The organism is Bradyrhizobium sp. BR14999 (assembly GCF_056106085.1).
The window spans coordinates 8,077,808-8,097,153 of sequence record NZ_CM148536.1; the positions used below are offsets into that span (position 1 = coordinate 8,077,808).

Here is a 19,346-nt window from a genome sequence, read left to right on the forward strand (position 1 = left end):
AGAAATCGCGCGCGCGGATGTGTTGCAAAGCAGCGAGATGATCGGGCATGGTTCCCGCGGACACGAATTGAAATGCAGAATTCCACCTGCGTCGAACGTCAAAAAGAAGCAAGAATTTGCATAGGAATGCAGGATGGAATTCCTGACGACCAGCGAAGCCGCCGACTATCTTCGGCTCGGCGAACGCAAACTTTACGAACTCGTCACCACCGGTGCGATCCCCTGCACCAAGGTGACCGGGAAGTGGCTCTTCCCGCGGCACGAGCTCGATCTCTGGGTGCTGTCGGGACTGGCGCGCCCGGCCGGCATGCTGATCGCGGAGCCGCCGCCGGTCGTCGGCGGCAGCCAGGACGAGCTCTTGGCTTGGAGCCTGCGCGAATCCGGCTCTGGGCTCGGATCGATGAGCGAGGGCAGCGCGCGCGGACTCGAGCGCTTGCAGCGCAACGAGGTGATGGCTGCGGCGGTGCACTTCCATGCCTTGGACGCCTCCGACAATCTCGCCAGCGATGCCAGTGTCGAGGCGCTGCGGGCAGCTCCCGATCTGCACGACGCGGTGCTGGTCGCGTTCGTGCGCCGCGAGCAGGGTCTCGTGCTGCCGCACGGCAATCCCAAGCATCTGCACGGCCTGTCCGACGTGCTCGCACGCGGCGCCAGGATGGTGATGCGACCACAGGGCACGGGCGCGCAGATGCTGCTCGACGGGCTGCTCAAGCGCGCCGGCGCCTCGACGCGGGATTTGCGCCGCATCGAGACGCAGGCTCTGACCGGCCCGGACCTCGTCGAGATCGTCCGCGCCGGCCAGGCCGATTGCGGTATCGCGACGCGCGCGGCGGCGCGCTCGGCCGGGCTGGATTTCGTGCCGCTGGTCTGGGAGAATCTTGACCTCGCGATGCGGCAGCGCAGCTATTTCCGCCCTGCCATGCAGGCCGTGCTCCGGCTGCTCGGCGAAAGGCGGCTGCGACAGCGCGCCGAGGAGCTGACCGGCTACGACCCCTCGCTGGCCGGACAGATCCGCTTCGCGGCCTGACATTGACGCCCGCCCCCAAATAGTTGCAAAAGAAACCAATTCAGCCGGGCATACCCGGGCAACACCGGCCAACGAGCCGGATCAGGGGAGGAGAAGCATGAATCCAATCAGATTTGCACTGCCGGTCGCGGCCGCCTTGGCGGCGCTGCTGCCGGGTGTGGCGTCGGCGCAGGTGTCGGACAACGTCGTCAAGATCGGCGTGCTCACCGACATGAACGGCCCGGCCTCGGCACCGACCGGCCAAGGCTCGGTGACGGCGGCGCAGATGGCGATCGACGATTTCGGCGGCACCGTGCTCGGCAAGCCGATCAGCGTCGTGATCGGCGACCACCAGCTCAAGGCTGATGTCGGCGGCGCGATCGCGCGGCGCTGGTACGACGTCGACCAGGTCGATCTGATCGTCGACGTGCCGGTCTCCGCGGTCGGGCTCGCGGTGCAGAACATCGCCAACGAGAAGAAGCGGCTGTTCATCACCCACTCCACCGGCACCGCGGATTTCCACGGCAAATTCTGCTCTCCTTACGCGATCCAATGGGTGTTCGACACCCGCGCGCTCGCGGTCGGCACGGCGGATGCGGTGGTCAAGCGCGGCGGCGACAGCTGGTTCTTCATCACCGACGACTACGCCTTCGGCCATTCGCTAGAGCGCGACGCCTCCGCCGTCGTCACCGCCAATGGCGGCAAGGTGCTGGGCTCGGTGCGGCCGCCGCTGGCAACGCCGGACCTCTCCTCCTTCGTGCTGCAGGCGCAGGCCTCCAAGGCCAAGATCATCGGCATTGCAGCCGGTCCCCCCAACAACATGAACGAGATCAAGACCGGCTCGGAGTTCGGCGTGTTCAAGGGCGGCCAGCAGATGGCGGCGCTGCTGGCGCTGATCACCGACATCCACGGTCTCGGCCTGCAGGCAGCCCAAGGCCTGCTCCTGACCACGTCGTTCTATTGGGACATGGACGACAAGACCCGCGAATGGTCGAAGCGCTATTTCGCCAAGATGAACAAGATGCCGTCGATGTGGCAGGCCGGCGTCTATTCCAGCGTGATGCACTATCTCAACGCCATCAAGGAGACCGGCACCGACGATCCGCTTAAAGTGGCCGCCAAGATGCGCGAGAAGCCGATCGAGGATTTCTTCGCCCGCAACGGCCGCTTGCGCGAGGACAATCTGATGGTGCACGACCTCTGGCTGGTGCAGGTGAAGACGCCGGAGGAGAGCAAATATCCGTGGGACTATTACAAGATCCTCACGACCATCTCCGGCGACAAGGCGTTCGGGCCGCCGGACCCGGCATGTGCGCTGGTGAAGAAGTGACGGCGTAGCAAGAAAGATCGTCATGCCCGGGCTTGACCCGGGCATCCACGTCTCGCCACGCGGACAGAAGAACGTGGATGCCCGGGACAAGCTCGGGCATGACGAGCGTGGGTGTGGTTGCGACCGTCACTTCGTCACGCCGATCTCGCGAAAATACTTCATCACGCCCGGATGGATCAGCTCCGGCTTCGGCGCTGCCGCGACCGTGTTCGCGGCCGTGGTCTCGCAGGCCTGCGCGAGCTTCTTGCAGAACGTCACTTCTGCGCCGTGCAGCGTCTTCGCCAGGCGATAGGCGACGTCATCCGGCAAATCCTCGCGCGTCAGGACAAAACTCCACGATCCCAGCGAAGCGATCGGCTCCGTCTGCTTCGGATAGCTATTGGCCGGCACGGTGAGCGGCTTCAGGAACGCATGCTTGGCGCGGATGCGTGTGATCTCTTCTGCGCTGGGCGCGATGAAGCGTGCGCCTGACGCGCTCGATGCGACCGCGGCAAAGCCGGGCCAGCCGATGCCGGCGCCCCACAGCGCGGCGACGCGGCCGTCTTCGACCATTGCGGGGCCGTCGCCGGCGCGGTCGAGATAAATCGCCTTGAAATCTTCGTCCTGCTTGAGGCCGAGGCCATCGAGCACGTAGCGCGCCAGGATCGGCAGGCCCGAGCCCTTGGCGCCGAACGCGACGGGCTGACCGACGAGATCGCGAATGGTCTTATAGGGGCTGTCCGCCCGCACCACGAACATTCCAGGGTTGGAATAGATCGCGGTGAGAATCTTCAGCCGCACAGGCGCACGGCCGATGCCGGCAAAGGCTTCATAGGCCGGCTCGCCTGCGACCAACGCGAGATCGAGCTCGCCTTTCTCCAGCAGCGGGATGTTCTCGTTGCTGCCCTTGGTGTTGCGCGGGACGATGGTGATTCGCGGATCGGCCGCGTTCATCACCTCCGCGAAAGCGTTGCCGTAGAGCGGAAAGCCGCCGCCGGGCGTCGCAGTGCCGAGGCTGAGTGTCGTGGTCGGAATGGCGTTGCCTCCGGTTTGGGCAGCAGCGGGGCCAAAGAGCAGCGCCGCGGCGAGAAGGATAGTCGCGAATCTCATGGTCATTTCCGCCGAGCCTGCGTCAACACCGACTTGCGACGATGTAGGCAGCAGGCCGATTTTGTGAAAGCATGCCCCCAACGACAATAGAACAATGGGAGGCGTCATGTTGCGAATTTTGCGTAACGGTGTTTTTGGGCTCGCAGTTCTTTTAGGTCTTTTCAGCGCAACACCTCCGGCCTCCGCCGCCTATCCCGACCGCCCCGTGCATTGGCTGATCGGCTTTTCCGCCGGCGGCCCGGTCGACATCGTGGCGCGGATCATGGCGCAGTGGCTGTCGGACCGTCTCGGCCAGCAATTCATCGTCGAGAACCGCACCGGCTCCGGCGGCAACATCGCGGCCGCCGCCGCGATCAACTCGCCGCCGGACGGCTACACGCTGCTGTTCGTCGCGCCCAACAACGCGATCTCGACCTCGCTCTACAAGAAGCTGCCGTTCGACTTCCTGCGCGATACCGTGCCGGTCGCGAGCATCATGCAGCTCACCAACATGCTGGTCGTCTCCAACGCGTTCCCGGCAAAGACGGTTCAGGAATTCATCGACTACTGCAAGGCCAATCCCGGAAAGGTCTCCTTTGCCTCCTCCGGCAACGGCACTTCGGTGCACATGTCGGCCGAGCTGTTCAAGGTGATGACCAAATGCGACATGGTGCACGTGCCCTATCGCGGCTCCGCCATCGCGTTCCCCGACATCATCTCCAACAAGGTGCAGCTGATCTTCGACAACCTGCCCTCCGCCATGGAGCAGGCGAAGGGCGGCAATGTCCGCGCGATTGGGGTGACCTCGCCGCAGCGCTGGCCGAGCGTGCCCGACGTGCCCGCGATCGCCGAGACCGTGCCGGGCTTCGAGTCCGTCGGCTTCTACGGCATCTCCGCGCCGAAGGGCACGCCGCCCGAGGTGATCGAGATCCTCAACAAGGCCGTCGGCGAAGCCCTGAAGGACCCGAAGCTGGTCGCCCGCCTCGCGGAGACCGGCGGCATCGCCAAGCCGATGACGCCGGCCGAGTTCGGCAAGCTGGTCGCCGACGAAACCGAGAAGTGGCGCAAGGTGGTCGAGTTCGCCGGAGTTTCGGTGGATTAGGCGGCGCCCCGCCGCGGGTGCATCGCTTCCCGGCAAGACGTTTGAGGGGACCCGACAGGCCCCCTCAACACAAAAAGTGCAAAAACAACCCCATGCACAGTAGAAGACGTGAGCAATCACAGTGGGTTAGAGAAACGCAAGAGCAGGAACCGGCCGGATGACCGCATGGCCGTTTGACTCGTCGGGCAAAACATTGGCAAAATGCGATTATTCCGAATCCAGCAATCATCCGACCAGCAGTGCTTGCCGCGCAGCCCCGGATTTCCGTTGACCAGAGCCGGCATTGCACCCCCGCCTCAGGCCCTGTAAACGAACCGCGCACCGTTGCGGGCCGCGCGAAGCGGCCGCCTCGCGGCGGGGCCTGTAGCTCAATGGTTAGAGCCGGCCGCTCATAACGGTCTGGTTGCAGGTTCGAGTCCTGCCGGGCCCACCAGCCTTCGCTCGCTTCGCGAGCTACGGCTCGGCAAGCCAGCTCAGGCGGCTATGGCGCGAAGTGTGCGAAGGCTGCCACGCCGGAGCCCGAAGGGCGAAGGCGGGCGCTGCCATGAAAGACTTCGGAACAGCCCATAACGCGCGGCAGGCTGAGATCGTTTGCAACTAGGGGTTTCGATGGCAAGCCTACGAAAAGGAAAGCGCCGCGCTCAGCGGCCAAGCTGAGCGCGCTCGACGACCTTCTCAAGGAAGACGGCAAGCTCGAAGAATTTCAAGCCGTAGCCATCAACGTCTTCAGTCCCACGCGGCTCGTAGGCTCTTTGGACGATACGTACGCGACGACTTGTGCATAACTGACCTGTTCCGCTTCTGGCGCGGATCATCGCGGGCATAGCCCGCTTGGCTAGCATCGTCGTCCCCTGTCAAATATACCACTTTTTTGCCCAGCACAGTAACGGCCGCATTTGCATTGCATTGTCGAATAGGGTGACATGCACCCAAATGACCCTCGTCAATTTCACGGATTCGGAGGCTCACGATTTAAGTGCGTCACCGTAATGCGAGGGGGCGGGGGAAGTTCCGGCGTCGGTCCTCGGATTTTTCTGCATTTGTCGGTGGCCTCATTAAGGTGCTGCACATTGAGTCCAACTAAGGGGACAGCCTGATGTCGGAGATCGACCCGCATACGCTGGAAGGCCATCTCTCGAAGCTAGTAGAGGACTGCGAATCCTTGACGATTGTGTTCGGCGTGCAGAATGCATGCACCATGTACCCGCCCTACATCGTGGGGAGGGATTTCATCGCTGGGAGCGATCATACGGACCACGCAAAAGCTAGGCCTCTCATGGCGCCGTTCAACAGCATCCAACAGATCATCTGTCACCCGACGAAGAGCTAGATGATCAAGCCCCCGCACATGGCAGGGGGTTTTACGTCACTACACGTATTGCCCCGCAGCAGCTCGACGCGCCGTGATGGGCGCCCCGGATTTGAGGATTTGGAAACGCCGCCTGCGGCATGGCGAGAGGAGCGCGATTTGACGGCGCGGAAGCTATTACGGTGACAGTGGATTCAATTGACCCGCCTCGACACGCATCATCGCGGGCATGGCCCGCTTGGCTCGCATCGTCGCCCCCTTGTCAACCGCACCACTTCGCCTAGCGCGGGACCAGCCGCACTCGTTGCCAATTGAGTGCACTGCCACCGTAATCTTGTAAACGAACCGCGCACCGTTGCCGGCCGCGCGAAGCGGCCGCCTCGCGGCGGGGCCTGTAGCTCAATGGTTAGAGCCGGCCGCTCATAACGGTCTGGTTGCAGGTTCGAGTCCTGCCGGGCCAACCAATAAATCAATCATTTGGCTGCTCTTCATTTCACAGACTGCTGGCCGCCGCACCAGAAATGCCTCGCTTCGTTGTGCCGAGCAGCGTCGCCAGCCTGGTTCGCGTCCAGCCTTCGCCTTGCTCCATGGCAAGACATGCCAGCAGCGCACGCGAGCGGCGACTGCGCACTCTTGCGCGTGCAAGTCCCGCCGTAGGTTGAACAAGTCGTTCTAGGCGAACGGCATGTCGATGAGCCGAAGCTGGATCGCCTTCGCTATCGCATGCGGCCTGTTCGACGCGTTGAGGTGCACGATCGCGCGCTTCATGTGCGAACGTACCGTCTCGCAGGACAAGCCGAGGATCAGGGCAATGTCGTCCGAGGTCTTCCCTTGCGCGGCGAGGGACAGGCACTCTTTCTCACGCGCGCTGAGCCATGCCTTGGTGTCGGCGGCTTGGTTCCACAACCATCTCCGCAGAGAGGTGTTCTGAAATTGATGACACAATGCGAACAGCCCATTGACAACCGTCGGTGAAGAACCGGCCTCATACTTGGTCGCGGTTTCCGAGATCGCACTGACGAACGCAAATGACCCGTTCGGCATGTGCATCGGAACTGTGATGCCGTAGTGCAGGTTCTTGTCGTTCAGGTGGTCCACGCACGCCCGCTCGCCAGCGCTCAGGCGTTCATGGGCTTGCACGTCGACCCACCTCAGAGGCAAGGTCGTCGTGAAGCAGAAGCGGTAGTAGGGGTCGCAAAGGTGGCTCCAGTGCCGATCCCATCGATTAGGGAAGGCTCGCGTCTTCACGATAGGTGACGTGAAGCTGCCGTCTTGCGCTCTCGGCGTGCTGGCCATGCCATAGGCGAAGGCGGAAAAACCCAGCCCCGACAGGGTTTGATGCAACGCATCCAAGGCGGACTCGAGGTCACCCGCCCGTTCGAGGTCGGCCGCGAAGCTTCCCATCAGAGCTTCGCGGTCGACGGTGGGAAATGCATGAGCTGCTGGGAGAGACATCAAGGTCCATCTCTCATCATGGGCCATAATGGTCCTCCTGCGGCCCGCAGGTGTCAAGCCACGCTAAAGCGCGATGAGATTGGGATGAATCGTCATCGCGCCTTAGGTTGTTGTTTGCGCATGATCTTTTCGGAAAACCGCTTCGCACTTTTCCGGATCATGCTTTAGACAGCCAGTTTCGGTCGCCGACGCTGCCAGGGGTGCGTCGCGCCTTCGAACGCGGACGCGATGCGGAACACCCTCAGGTCGTCATAGGCCGGACCGACAATCTGCATCCCGGTGGGCACGCTTGTTTCAGCATCGAAACCGGTGGGCACCGACATCACGGGAAGGGTGCCGACCAGGTTGAAGGGATACGTCATGAACCAGCCGATAAACGGGTTCACCGACTTACCGTTGATGGTGAGCGGCGCTTCGCTGCTTCGCCCTGCGACGATCTTCGTCGTTGCCGTCGTCGGGCAGATCAACGCGTCGTGGGTCTCGAAGATCTTCGTCATCGACGCGTACATCTTCTGCCGCACGGTATTCAGGTTATAGAACTTCGTGACGTCGTGCTTCTTGCCCTCTTCGAGGATCTTGATGACGAACGGGTCCACGTCGTTGCGGGACTTGGTCAGAAGACTGCCCGCCAGCGCGTAGAACACGCCTTGCCACCTTGTGTTCCACGTCTCTTCGATTTCCGTGGTCCAGCCGATGTCGACTTCATCGACCACGGCGCCGAGCGAGCGCAGGACCGACACAGCATTGCGCGTGTTCTTCTCGACCTCGGGGTCGACCGCGAAATAGCCCAGGTCCATCGACAGCGCGATCCTCATGCCGGCGATGCCGTCGAAGGTCGGCGGGATGATCACCTTGTCCCGCAGGGACGACATGTCGGCCGGATGCTGGCCGGACGTAACGTTCTGCATCAGCCCGCAATCGCCGACGCTGCGGGCCAGTTCGCCATAGTGGATCAGCCATTCATTCGGGTGCTCGCGGTCGTCGGGGTTGCGTCCCCATGGCGGCTTGTAGCCGAACACGCCGTTCATCGCAGCCGGGATGCGAATGGACCCGCCACCATCCGTGCCGTCCTGCAAGGTCGTGTAGCCGGCGGCCAAGGCCGCGCCGCCTCCGCCTGTCGAGCCGCCGGGGGTATAGGCAGGGTTCCACGGGTTGTGCGTGACGCCCCAAAGCAAGGACGCCGTCACACCTGAATGCGCGAACTCCGGTGTCGTCGTGCGGCAATGCAAGATCGCCCCGGCGTCGAGAAGGCGCTCCACGGTCGGCGCGGATTGGTCCGGAACGAAATCCTTGTAGAGCCGCGAGCCGTAGGTGGTGATCTTGCCCTTGACGGAGTGATAATCCTTGATGGCACAGGTGATGCCTTCCAGCGGGCGGACCGGTTCACCACGCGCGTACTTGCCCTCCGCAATCCGTGCCTGTTCCAGCGCCTCGTCGAAATAGGTGTATGTCAGTGCCTTGAGCGTCGGCTCCCATGCTTCGACCTGTTTGATCTGCGCCCGCAACAGTTCGACCGGCGATAGCTTCTTGGCCTTGAATCTCGCGAGCGCCTCGCTGGCCGTCAGGTAGGCAATGTCGTCGACATCGACCTTTTCGGACGGCCCGGCGGCGGCCGCGCTCGACGCTGCCGGCAGGACCGACCCGGCGACGCCTGCGAGGGCGATGCTCAGGAGCAGGCGGCGCTCCAGGTTCGGCTGGCCTTCAAAACTCTCGTAGCGGGCTTGGCTCATGATGTCTCGTCTCCCGTTGGTGGAGCTGGTGGGCGACCGAATGCTTGCGCCAATTCGACGCCGCGCGATTCCAAGTCGCAATTCCCCGAAAGGGTGAATCGAGATGAGAACGAGACGGAAATAGTGCTGCGTCGTCACGGAAAGTCCTGCCGGGCCCACCAGCGGATCAATGGACTAGATGCTTTTCATTTCGTAAGCAGTGCTTCCGCGTCACCGCGGTTTCCGCGGCATTACGATTCGCGGTCACCCGCTGCGTTCGGTGATCGAAACGGCCTTTTGACCGATTGAGAACCTACGAACGGAACGTACAGATCGGCGATGTCGACAGCGACGCATCCGCATGGCCTCTGCTCCTGCTCCAACCTCGAAAGCAGACATAGCGGCGGCCTGACCGAATCTCGGCTAAGGGCCGATTCCGTTGAAAAAGGCCGGCAGTATTTCGTTGTAATAGCTCCGTCGCGACGTGGCCGGAACTGCTCTTACTGACCCTATGCGAGCGTCGGGGTGGGCATCGGGATCAGCTTGGCCATCTTTCGAAGGTTTTGGGCGGTGGCTGCGAGGATGAACTCGTCGCGCGCGCCGTTTGGACCTCGTAAACGCAAACGGTCGAGCTTGAGAATGCGCTTGAGGTGCGCGAACAACATCTCGATTTTCTTGCGGAGCCGGCGCGAGGTGCCTCCCTCCCACGATCTCGCGATCTGGCGCGCCATGTCGCGAGCGCCCTCGTAGATCGAGCGGGGCACTCTCCGTGAAGCCTGCTTGGGGCAGCATCGGGGCTTCAATGCGCATCGATCACAATCGCGCTTGCTGGCGAGGTAAAGCATGGTAGCACCATCATTCACCAACGTTCCGGTCGTGGTAAGAATGTTGCCACCGGGGCAACGATAGATGTCCCCAGCATGGTCATAGGTGAAGTCGTCGCGCGAGAAGATCCCGTCTGTGCGGGCCGACTTGTCGAAGACTGTAACGTGCGGCTCGATCCCGTGCTCATAGACCAGCCAGGCGAGCATCTCGGCCGAGCCATAGCCGCTGTCACCGAGCAGCCGGCTCGGATAGAGATCAAACCGCTCCAGCGAGCGCTCAATCATGCGCTTGGCGGCCAATACCTCCGCCTGCCGGATTGCCGTCGTTGCCTCAACATCGACGATGATCGCGTTCTCGATGTCGACCAGATAGTTCGTCGAATAGGCGAAAAACGCTTGGCCGCCGTGCGCCCCCGTCCAGCGCGCCGCCGGATCGGAAGGCGATACGAACTTCGGGGTAACCTCGGTCGCGGCTCCGAAAGCGGCATCATCAAGGCCGGCCAGATACTCATCGATTGCTCGGCTGGCAGCCTCCGGCGGAAGTCCCTTATCGCCTTCGATCCCCTTCTGCCGATTGGCATCGGCCTTGATTAGGCTCGCATCGACTGCAAATCCCTCACCGCCGACCAGTCGTTCCTCGATGCAGCGGCGCAGCACGCTCTCGAACACGCGACGGAAGAGGTCGCTCTGCCGGAAGCGGCCGTGCCTGTTCTTGGAGAATGTCGAATGATCCGGCACCGTCCCGTCCAGACCGAGCCGGCAAAACCACCGGTAGGCCAAATTGAGGTGAACCTCATCGCACAGGCGCCGCTCCGATCGGATGCCGAAGCAGTAACCGATCAGGAGCATCCGGATCATCAACTCGGGATCGATCGAAGGCCGACCGATGCTGCTGTAGAAAGGCGCCAGGTCCCGCCGGACCTGTTCAAGATCGACAAACCTGTCAATCAACCGCAGCAAGTGATCAGTCGGGATATGTCTTTCGAGCGAGAACTCATAGAACAACGCGGTCTGTTCGACTTGCCGATGCCCCATCATGATCTTCAGTCCTGCCAATTAGACAGACTGAATCACTGATATCTCTGCGTCGCAACAGCCGTCTTTTTCAACAGAATCGGCCACAAGCGGAGATTCCACACAGCGCGGTTGATGAATTGAAATGAGATCAGAAATTCCCGAACAACCGCAATCACGGGGGTAGGCCCACGATGCGGCAAGCTCGCGTTATCCTTTCGAGGTGTTCCGGCCTGTAAATTCTAGCGAGCTTGGGAACGAGTGTAGAGACGCGCAGAGCCGGTCTCGCTTCCAGCAGGCGTGCCCCGATCATCCGGGCTTCCTCGACCCTTCCAGACATTGCCTGGCATGTCGCCAGAATAAATTGTGCGTTTAGATAGTTGGGCCGGTGCAGCACAGCCGACTTAGCCCATGATGACCCTTCCTCGTATTGACCTGTCAAAAAATGCGCAACTGCTATTCCGGTCTGCATCAGAAAAAGAAACGGATCCATAGGGCTTAAACGCACCCCGGCATGGAACTGCTTGAGCGCCGCCTCTATGTCGCCGCGGCGTATGTGTTCCCAGCCGATAGTATAGCGTGCGACAGCCAGATTTGGGTTAAGCTCATGCGCTCGGAAGACGAGGGTGATGCCATCGTCTACCTCATATAGTACGGCAGCAATTGTCTGCCCAACCCTCACGAGTACAGTTGGATCCTCCTTATCGAGCTCGATTGCGCGACTTGCCAATCGTCGGGTGTCGTTCAGTTCCTGATCCGCGTCGATCGTCCAGCCGAAGACCTTTCGTTGCAGATAGCAATAAGCACCAAGCGCGTATGCTGCGGCCAATCCGGGATCGATTTCGACAGCAAGTCGGGTCAATCTGAGGGCTTCAATGTTTTGTTCGCGGGTGAATTGGTAGAAGCTCGAAAGTGCGCGAAGATAGTAGTCGTAGGCTTGAAGATTTTCGGTTGGCTTGCGTTTTGCGCGCTCTATCTCGGCCCGCTCCAATTGAGGAAAGAGTGCGCCAATCACGCTACTCGTCACTTGGTCCTGCAGTTCGAAGATATCGCTGAGTTGGCTGTCGAAGCGGTCCGCCCAAAGATGGGCACCCGTCGTGGCCTCGATCAACTGCCCGGAAATGCGAACTCGGTCGCCGGATTTGCGCACACTGCCTTCGAGCACATACCGAACGCCTAGCTCGCGCCCGACCTGCCTGATGTCGATAGGCTTGCCCTTATAGATAAAAGTGGATTGGCGCGCGATGACGAACAGCGATTTGGACCGTGAAAGGCCGGTGATGATGTCCTCGACCATGCCATCGGCGAAATACTCCTGCTCTGGATCCGAGCTCAGGTTAGTGAATGGGAGAACGGCGAGCGACGGTTTGTCGGGAAGTGTGAGGGCAGGTTTAGCCGTCTCCCTTTGGATTTCGGTTACTGCCACGGTGGGAGCTCTGTGGGCTTCCTGCACCCTACCGATAAAGCGATAGCCCTTCCTCGGCAGCGTCTTGATCAGACGCTGGTCCTCCCCGGAATCGCCAATTGCTGATCGAGCGGCATTTAGCCGGGTCGTCAGCGCGGCATCGGACACGCACCGCCCCTTCCAAATGGCTGTGATGAGCTCGTCCTTGCCAACTACGCGCTCGCGATTGCGGATGAGATAGTCGAGCAGGTCAAAGGCCTGTGGCGCCACGGCAATGACGTTCGAGTCGCGGTATAGCTCGCGGCGGCCGGAATCTAGTTCGTAATCTTCGAAGAGATAGCGCAAGACGCGAAATCCCTTTAGGCGGTCGCCGGTTAGGCCCGGCAACACTTAGAAAGTAAAGAATAAGCTGCCCGTAAGGAAAATGTAAGCAGCACGTCAAGCGCGCTGGACCGGATCTTGGCAGCTTGTCTGGGTGGAAACAAGGCACCCGAGGATGCTGCAATGAGCACGATTTACCAGACAACGAGCTTGGTCCAGACGACCGTGTCGCAGCGACGCAATGTCAGTGCTTTCAAGAATTGTTGGGCCGCTTTTCAGGAGTGGCGAAAATGGGAGCGGCTGCGGCGCGACCTTTGCAACCTGAGTGATCAGGAGCTGATGGATATCGGGATTACGTATGGCGAGATCGACTACGTGGCCTCGAACCGAAATACTGACCCGCGAGGCATACAATCGGCCGAATGATGTCGACCGCCGGCAGAGCCGACGTATGGCGTAGTCTTTGGTCGCCAGGAAGACAAAGTTGCGGACACGATCACCTTGTTGCGAACACGATCACTTAAAAGCGAGTTCGACTTGGCGATCGTTCTATCAAAGGAGAATTGCGCCGCGCATCGCAAGCGCCAGCGCCGACGCAAAACGGACTCAGCGTCTCATCGGTCATGGAGATGCTTCTGTTCTTGAGTCAAGCTTGCGCTTCCTCGTCCGCCACAGCATTTATCGTGCAGGTGGTTCAGTCCCGAGGCTCCAACGAGAGATAGGGCCCTCGTCGCACACAGCGACTTTGTCCGAGTTTAAATCCAGCCTTTCGGAGAGCCTATCTTCGTCGTACCATGCTTCCCCCCGAAAAATCGGGTGAACGCGAGACGGCGCGAATTCCTCCGGGCGCAACGGCGGCCTGTTCGTCTCCCACTGGTGCTGAGGCGAGGGATGGACCGCAAGTCGGCCAGATGTTCCTCCAGCGCACGCGTCGTCTCTTTAAATTAAAAGTCAGTCATAGTGAACGACCCAATTGCCTAGTCCAGGCGCCGACGATGTCCGATCGACGATCGCCCGACATGGATTCATACCGCAGCGTCAGCTACGTCGGCGGTCTGGTCGTGATTGGAGCGATCTATTTCGCCTCGGCAAAGGGTGGCCTTGCCCTTGCCTCCATTCATCCCAGCGCAACGCCAATTTGGCCGCCGACAGGTGTCGCGCTGGCGGCGGTTCTGTTGCGGGGATATCGAACTTGGCCCGCAATTTTTGCGGCGGCGCTGATCGCCAATGCGACGACGGCAGGCTCCGTTGCCACTGCAACTGCGATTGCAACCGGGAACTCTCTTGAAGCGATTGCCGGCGCGTATCTCATCAATCAGTGGTCAGGCGGGTGTGAAACGTTCTCAACGCCAAATTCCGTCGCAAAGTTCACCCTGATCTGCGTCGTGATCGCGACACCGATCAGCGCCAGCATTGGACTGACCAGCCTGGCACTCTTCGGGTACATCGAGCCGGAGAATTTCGCGGACGCGTGGATCACCTGGTGGTTGGGCGATGTCACCGGCGCCCTGCTCATTGCCCCCGTGATCGTGCTGTGGGCATCAAACCACCATCATGCCTTCAACCGCCACGATTTTGCGGAGACGGCAGCGGTCCTCGCAACAGCGGCGGCTGTTGGCCTCATTGCTTTCAGCCCCCTGATCGAGCAGACGCCCGGCCGAGATCCACTCGGCTTTCTGGTGATCCTGCCCATGTTATGGGCGGCGCTGCGTCGCGGTCCACGCGATACCGCAACGGTTGCCCTCGTGCTCGCGGGCATCACGATTTGGGGAACGCACACGGGCGGCGGCCCCTTCGCGACACCAGATCCCAATGCGTCATTCCTGCTCGTGTTGATGTTCTTGATCAGCATTACCGTTCCAAGCTTGCTGCTGAGTGCGGATGTCGAGGTCCGCAAGAGCGCGGAAGGAAGCCTGCGCCGCGCGCACGTCGAACTCGAGCAGAAGGTCGCAGCGCGCACGCAGGAACTGGAGCTCGCCAACGCAGCGAAATCGCGCTTTCTCGCCATGGCAAGCCATGATCTGCGGCAGCCGTTACATGCGTTGGGGTTGTTCGTCGCCCAGCTGCGCACGCCGCTCAACCCGGAGGAAAGGACAAAGACGATCGAACGGATCGACGCCACCCGCAAGGAAATGGATGAAATGTTCAATTCGCTCCTGGACATGTCCAGGCTGGATGCCGGGATGCTTACGCCCAGGATCACCGAGTTCCCGATCGGGCGCCTGTTGCAAAAAATCGAGACGGCGTTTGACCAGACGACGCAAAAAAAGGGGCTGCGGCTACGCGTCAGGCCAAGTGACGCCTGGGTGCGAAGCGATGCGATGCTGCTCGAACGCATCATGCTGAATCTTGTATCGAATGCGGTGCGCTATACGTTGCAGGGCGGTGTCCTGGTCGGATGTCGTCGTCGCGGTGAAATGTTGCGCATCGAAGTATGCGATACCGGTCCTGGCATTCCCGACGATCAAAAGCACAATATCTTTGGTGAGTTTTTTCAAGTTCCTACCTCAGGACAGAACCGGTCCGGCGGACTAGGCCTCGGCCTCGCCATCGTCGACAAGCTTCGCCTGCTTCTCGACCATCAAATCGACCTGGCTTCGACTGTGGGCCGAGGTTCGCGATTTGCGATCCTGGTTCCAAAAGTCGATCAATGCGTCAGGTCAGCGGCGCCCGCCGACTTACCATACCCTGATGCCTTGGCGGTCGACGGCAAGGCAATTCTTGTTATTGCCGATACTCCGATCGTGCAGGAGGGAACGGGCGGATTGCTTAGCAAATGGGGATACTCGGTTCTTGCCGCCGGATCCGACGAAGCTGCACTTGTCCGGCTTGCCGAGCGCGAACAGCGCCCCGATCTCATCATCTCGGACTATCATCTCGCAAGCGGGAAGACCGGAATCAGGGCAATTGAACAAATCAATGCGGCGTTTGGCTCGTCAATTCCCGCCATTCTCATCAGCGGCGATACCGGGGCTGAACCTCTGCGGGACGCCAGGGACAGAGGATACATTCTGCTGCACAAGCCCGTCGACCCGATGCAGCTCCGCGCTGTCATGCATGAGCTCCTTAGCGATCATGATGGTGGAAGAGGCACCGGAGCAGTTTCATGATTCAGATTTCGGCGGCCATTCCCAGCCCATTTTTCCGACCTTTATGACGGCCTCAGTGCGCGTCGCTACGCCGAGCGCCTTGAGAACGACCGTGATGTGATTCTTCACTGTCGGCACCGCCATATTGAGCGTCCTGGCAATGACCTTGTTGCTTTTTCCCTTCATCAGCAGCGCAAGTACGTCGATCTGACGATCGGTCAATCCGCGCTCCTTGAGCAAGTCGCGAGCCAATGGTTTATCCGCAAATCGCGGACCCGCCGTTTCCTCCAGAATCTCCGAGGGAATGTAAACTCCGCCGGAGAACACCAACTCAATAGCGTTGAGCATCACTTCACGTTCCGTGGTTTTCGGGATGAAACCCAGCGCGCCAAGTTTGAAAGCGCGCCTGACCGTGTCGTGATCATCGGTGGACGAGAGAATGATGATAGCAATCGTCGCATAGCGATGGCGCAGTTCGCAAAGGACAGAGAAGCCGTCGCGGTCAGGCAAATTGATATCGAGCAAAATGAGGCTGATATCGGGATGCTGCTCGACGATGTGCATGGCCTCTCGACTGCTCGAAGCTTCGAATATCACGGCCTCTCGCTTCAATTGCTTCAGGACGCCGTGCAACGCCTCGCGGATCAATGTGTGATCGTCAACAACAAGAACCTTCATAAAAATGCTCTCCGTTCTCTGAGCGCCCGGAGATCAATGAAATCATACACCCACCTTCGAAACCGTCCACCTTCTATCTCTGGTCCAGTGGTTCCGCCGTCAAGCACTCAAAGTAGGAGTCGAGCGCTGCTGTGTGCAATGGTTGCAATCGGCACACAATCGTAGTGAGCGCGGACGACGTGAAGCGCGGTACTCGCTGGCCTCTCCGTCCACGCGAGCGATGAATTGCTCGTCACGTGTCTGAGGGTATCAAATAGATACCGCGGCCCGGACGATACCTTGGTCATAGGACCTAGGCACCTCTCTGTACCGACCTGCGGCCGATTTACACACTGCGCCACTTGAACGATGATGTCGACAGTCCGCCTCTCCACCAGCGTTTTACTCGGCGCGGCCATATGATCATTGTCGCAATTGCTGTCGTGGCCAGGTCGATGTGAAGCAACCCTGAACTGCGGCGCTGTCACGACCCGCAGCGCCGCGTTTTTTTCAAATTCGATCCGTCTCGATCGTTCCTCTTTAAGCGTGCGCGCACGCTGGACGAGGCAAGCCAATGCATGATCGAACAGCCACCCTGAAGCCATCCGCGGATGCGGCGCCGGAGCTGAAAGCCAACGGCGGCCGCGACCTGCGCATTGACGCCTGCCGCGGCATCGCGCTCTGGTGCATCTTTCTTGATCATGTCCCCAATAACATTGGAAGTTGGCTGACGCTGCGAAACTACGGCTTCAGCGATGCCGCGGAAGTGTTCATGTTCGTCTCGGGCGTCACCTGCGCACTGGCCTACGGAAAGGTATGGAGGTGCGAGGGATGGACCAGCGTGATCCGCCGGACGCTGCGGCGAAGCCGGGACATTTATGTCGCATTTCTGCTGCTCACGCTCGCCTGCGCCCTCCTGGTCCACATCGCTGGCGTGGAACGCCTTGCTGACGAGAGCAATACGCGCATTCTGCTGGACCAGCCGGGCGCGACGCTCGCGCATGCGGCGATTCTGCAGTACCGCCCGGTCAATACCGACGTGTTGCCGATCTTCGTGCTTCTCCACCTCTTGTTCGCGCCGTTGCTGTGGATGCTGCTCCGACTGCCGAACGTGACGCTTGGCGCCTCGTTGGCGCTTTATACGCTGGTGCATATGTTCGGCTGGTCCTTGCCGGCGTGGCCGAGCGGCCACTGGGCGTTCAATCCGCTGGCCTGGCAGCTGCTAGTGGTGCTTGGCGCGTGGATGATAATCGAGGGCGAAAGAGTGCGCCCCTGGTTAACGTCACGTATGGCGCTTACGCCTGCCGTTCTCTATCTGGTCTTCAGCCTCGTCATCGCATTGAGCTGGAGAATCAAGCCGCTGGAAGTATTGATCCCGCAGGGGCTGACGAAGTTGGCTTACCCGATGGACAAATCGAATCTCGATCCGTTGCGTCTATTGCATTTCCTGGCTCTTGCAGTTGTAGCGGTATGGTTCGTGCCGCCCAATCGACAAGCATTGACGACTGCGGTGATGCGCGGCGCCATCCTCTGTGGCAGGCACTCGTTGCCAATCTTCTGCCTCGGCGTTCTGCTTACGCTCGTCAGCCTCCTGGCGCTGCTCGACATATCTGCGGGGCTTGCGATGCAGATCACGCTCAGCGTTGGTGGCGTCCTAACGATGATCGTGGCGGCGACGCTGCTGAACTTGATCAAGATCAAATCCAGGCCGCAGCAGACCAATGCACTGCCGATGGGTGCGCGCGCCCCGCAGGACGCCTGGGGCACCGTTGGCTGGCGCACCCTGGAGGCGTTTCGCCGAGGACTGCGCGAGGTCGGATGGGCCGGCGGCCAGAAGCGCCTCATCGATGGCCGGTTCGCGGAGCGGCAATCCCACCAGGGTCCTCGCCTCGCAGGCGAATTGGCACGGCTCAAGGCGGATGCCATCGCGGCGTCGCCGTGCCCACCAAGTCAGTCCTCTTCCGTATCCGTCTGACCTGACTTCTATCACTCGAGCAGAAGGTCTGTTCCCTCCGCGACGGGCTTGGCGAAAAGGCCAGCATGATCGTCGCGGAGTCGAGGCGGACGCCCGGATCAGATCTTGGGGATCTTCGCCCGCTCAACCACGCCCGACCACTTCGCGATTTCAGACTGGATCAGCTTCTTCATCTCGTCGGGAGAGCTGCCACGGACTTCGCCTCCGACGGCCGTTTCCAGCCGCTGCTTGATCTCGGGATTCTTGAGGATGTCGAGTGTCGCTGAGTTGAGTGCGGCGACGACGGCAGGCGGCGTGCCCTTGGGAGCGAGAAGGCCCGCCCAAGTCCGCACGTCATATCCCTTGACGCCGGCTTCTTCGACCGTCGGAACATCCGGCAACAGCGCGGTCCGCGTCGGCGAAGTGACTGCCAAGCCCCGAATGGCCCCACTCTGGATTTGCGGTGCAAGCAGGACGGGCGTGCCGACGATCACGGGCACTTCTCCGCCCAGAAGCGCGGTGACCGATTGGGAATCCCCGCGATAGGGTACATGTACCATGTCGATGCCGGCCATCGCGTCGAGCAGCTCTCCCGCAAGATGATGCGTGCTGCCGAAACCGACCGAGCCGAAGCTGAGCGCGCCGGGCTTCTGCTTTGCCGCCGCGATCAATTCGCCAAGCGATTTGGCCGGGTAGTCGTTACGCACCGCAATGACAAGCGCGTAGTAGACCAGCGTCGAGATCATGTCGAAACTATCGGCCGGCTGGTAGCTCAGACTCTTGTAGGTCGCGGCCGATATGGCGTGGGCGCCCGTGACGAGTCCGATCGTGTAGCCGTCGGGCTCAGCCTTGGCGATCGCGTCCGCCGCAATGTTGCCGCCAGCGCCGGGCTTGGCCTCGACGACGATCGGTTGCCCGAGCTTCTTGGACAGCCCGTCGGCGACGATGCGCGACAGCGTATCGGCCGCACCGCCGGCGGCAAAGCCGTGAATCAAGCGTATCGGGCGCGACGGATAGTTGTCCGCCGACTGAGCCGGGCCGGCTGCCACAAAGCTGCCAAGCAGAAATCCGGTCGCAGCAAGTCGCTTCATCCATCGCATGGA

At 60.9% G+C, this 19,346-nt stretch carries 14 protein-coding genes and 2 tRNA genes; 9 read left to right on the forward strand and 7 right to left on the reverse strand.

Going from position 1 to position 19,346, the window contains the following annotated elements:
- The first annotated feature begins 133 nt into the window (after positions 1-133).
- Both ACR9YP_RS37635 and ACR9YP_RS37640 read left to right on the forward strand, forming a co-directional pair.
- Entirely contained in the window at positions 134-1,027 is an 894-nt protein-coding gene (locus tag ACR9YP_RS37635) for a substrate-binding domain-containing protein (RefSeq protein ID WP_474218438.1), read from the forward strand.
- A gap of 97 nt (positions 1,028-1,124) precedes the next feature.
- Positions 1,125-2,336, forward strand: coding sequence for an ABC transporter substrate-binding protein (locus ACR9YP_RS37640; protein ID WP_474218440.1), 1,212 nt, complete (start codon positions 1,125-1,127; stop codon positions 2,334-2,336).
- A gap of 126 nt (positions 2,337-2,462) precedes the next feature.
- On the opposite strand, the gene ACR9YP_RS37645 is transcribed toward ACR9YP_RS37640, so the two are convergent.
- Positions 2,463-3,425 carry a TAXI family TRAP transporter solute-binding subunit gene (locus ACR9YP_RS37645; protein ID WP_474218441.1) on the reverse strand — a complete coding sequence of 321 codons (963 nt, stop codon included), beginning with the start codon at positions 3,423-3,425 and terminating at the stop codon, positions 2,463-2,465.
- Between the two features lie 106 nt (positions 3,426-3,531).
- On the opposite strand from ACR9YP_RS37645, the gene ACR9YP_RS37650 reads away from it, so the two are divergent.
- The 4 genes from ACR9YP_RS37650 (at position 3,532) to ACR9YP_RS37665 (ending at position 6,279) form a co-directional block, all read left to right on the forward strand.
- Complete coding sequence (locus ACR9YP_RS37650; RefSeq protein ID WP_474218442.1) at positions 3,532-4,506, forward strand: Bug family tripartite tricarboxylate transporter substrate binding protein; 975 nt, start codon at positions 3,532-3,534, stop codon at positions 4,504-4,506.
- 357 nt (positions 4,507-4,863) lie between these two features.
- Positions 4,864-4,939, forward strand: a tRNA-Ile gene (locus ACR9YP_RS37655).
- Between the two features lie 663 nt (positions 4,940-5,602).
- The gene (locus ACR9YP_RS37660) at positions 5,603-5,836 is read left to right on the forward strand and encodes a hypothetical protein (RefSeq protein WP_130219806.1); all 234 of its coding nucleotides are present in this window, start codon (positions 5,603-5,605) and stop codon (positions 5,834-5,836) included.
- A gap of 367 nt (positions 5,837-6,203) precedes the next feature.
- A tRNA-Ile gene (locus ACR9YP_RS37665) sits at positions 6,204-6,279 on the forward strand.
- A gap of 208 nt (positions 6,280-6,487) precedes the next feature.
- Here ACR9YP_RS37665 and ACR9YP_RS37670 read toward each other — a convergent pair.
- From ACR9YP_RS37670 to ACR9YP_RS37685, 4 genes are all read right to left on the reverse strand, one after another.
- Entirely contained in the window at positions 6,488-7,297 is an 810-nt protein-coding gene (locus ACR9YP_RS37670; protein WP_474218443.1) for a helix-turn-helix transcriptional regulator, read from the reverse strand.
- Positions 7,298-7,434: 137 nt separating this feature from the next.
- Positions 7,435-9,000 carry an amidase gene (locus tag ACR9YP_RS37675; RefSeq protein WP_474218444.1) on the reverse strand — a complete coding sequence of 522 codons (1,566 nt, stop codon included), beginning with the start codon at positions 8,998-9,000 and terminating at the stop codon, positions 7,435-7,437.
- A gap of 488 nt (positions 9,001-9,488) precedes the next feature.
- The gene (locus tag ACR9YP_RS37680) at positions 9,489-10,841 is read right to left on the reverse strand and encodes a transposase (protein ID WP_091880269.1); all 1,353 of its coding nucleotides are present in this window, start codon (positions 10,839-10,841) and stop codon (positions 9,489-9,491) included.
- A 151-nt stretch (positions 10,842-10,992) separates the two neighbouring features.
- A complete protein-coding gene (locus tag ACR9YP_RS37685; RefSeq protein ID WP_474218445.1) occupies positions 10,993-12,567 on the reverse strand; it encodes a winged helix-turn-helix domain-containing tetratricopeptide repeat protein in 1,575 nt (524 codons plus the stop codon).
- A 159-nt stretch (positions 12,568-12,726) separates the two neighbouring features.
- Between ACR9YP_RS37685 and ACR9YP_RS37690 the strand changes: the two genes are divergently transcribed.
- Both ACR9YP_RS37690 and ACR9YP_RS37695 read left to right on the forward strand, forming a co-directional pair.
- On the forward strand, positions 12,727-12,969 hold the full coding sequence (locus tag ACR9YP_RS37690) for a DUF1127 domain-containing protein (RefSeq protein ID WP_474218446.1): 243 nt from the start codon (positions 12,727-12,729) through the stop codon (positions 12,967-12,969).
- 569 nt (positions 12,970-13,538) lie between these two features.
- Positions 13,539-15,653 (forward strand): MASE1 domain-containing protein, encoded by a 2,115-nt coding sequence (locus ACR9YP_RS37695; RefSeq protein WP_474218447.1) that lies wholly within the window; start codon positions 13,539-13,541, stop codon positions 15,651-15,653.
- Here the strand turns inward: ACR9YP_RS37695 and ACR9YP_RS37700 are convergent.
- The gene (locus ACR9YP_RS37700) at positions 15,648-16,310 is read right to left on the reverse strand and encodes a response regulator (RefSeq protein WP_474218448.1); all 663 of its coding nucleotides are present in this window, start codon (positions 16,308-16,310) and stop codon (positions 15,648-15,650) included. The genes ACR9YP_RS37695 and ACR9YP_RS37700 overlap by 6 nt on opposite strands.
- Positions 16,311-16,863: 553 nt before the next feature.
- Here ACR9YP_RS37700 and ACR9YP_RS37705 point away from each other — a divergent pair.
- The gene (locus ACR9YP_RS37705) at positions 16,864-18,264 is read left to right on the forward strand and encodes an OpgC domain-containing protein (RefSeq protein ID WP_474218449.1); all 1,401 of its coding nucleotides are present in this window, start codon (positions 16,864-16,866) and stop codon (positions 18,262-18,264) included.
- 98 nt (positions 18,265-18,362) lie between these two features.
- On the opposite strand, the gene ACR9YP_RS37710 is transcribed toward ACR9YP_RS37705, so the two are convergent.
- Positions 18,363-19,343, reverse strand: a complete 981-nt coding sequence (locus ACR9YP_RS37710; RefSeq protein WP_474218450.1) for a Bug family tripartite tricarboxylate transporter substrate binding protein — start codon at positions 19,341-19,343, stop codon at positions 18,363-18,365.
- Between the last annotated feature and the right edge of the window lie 3 nt (positions 19,344-19,346).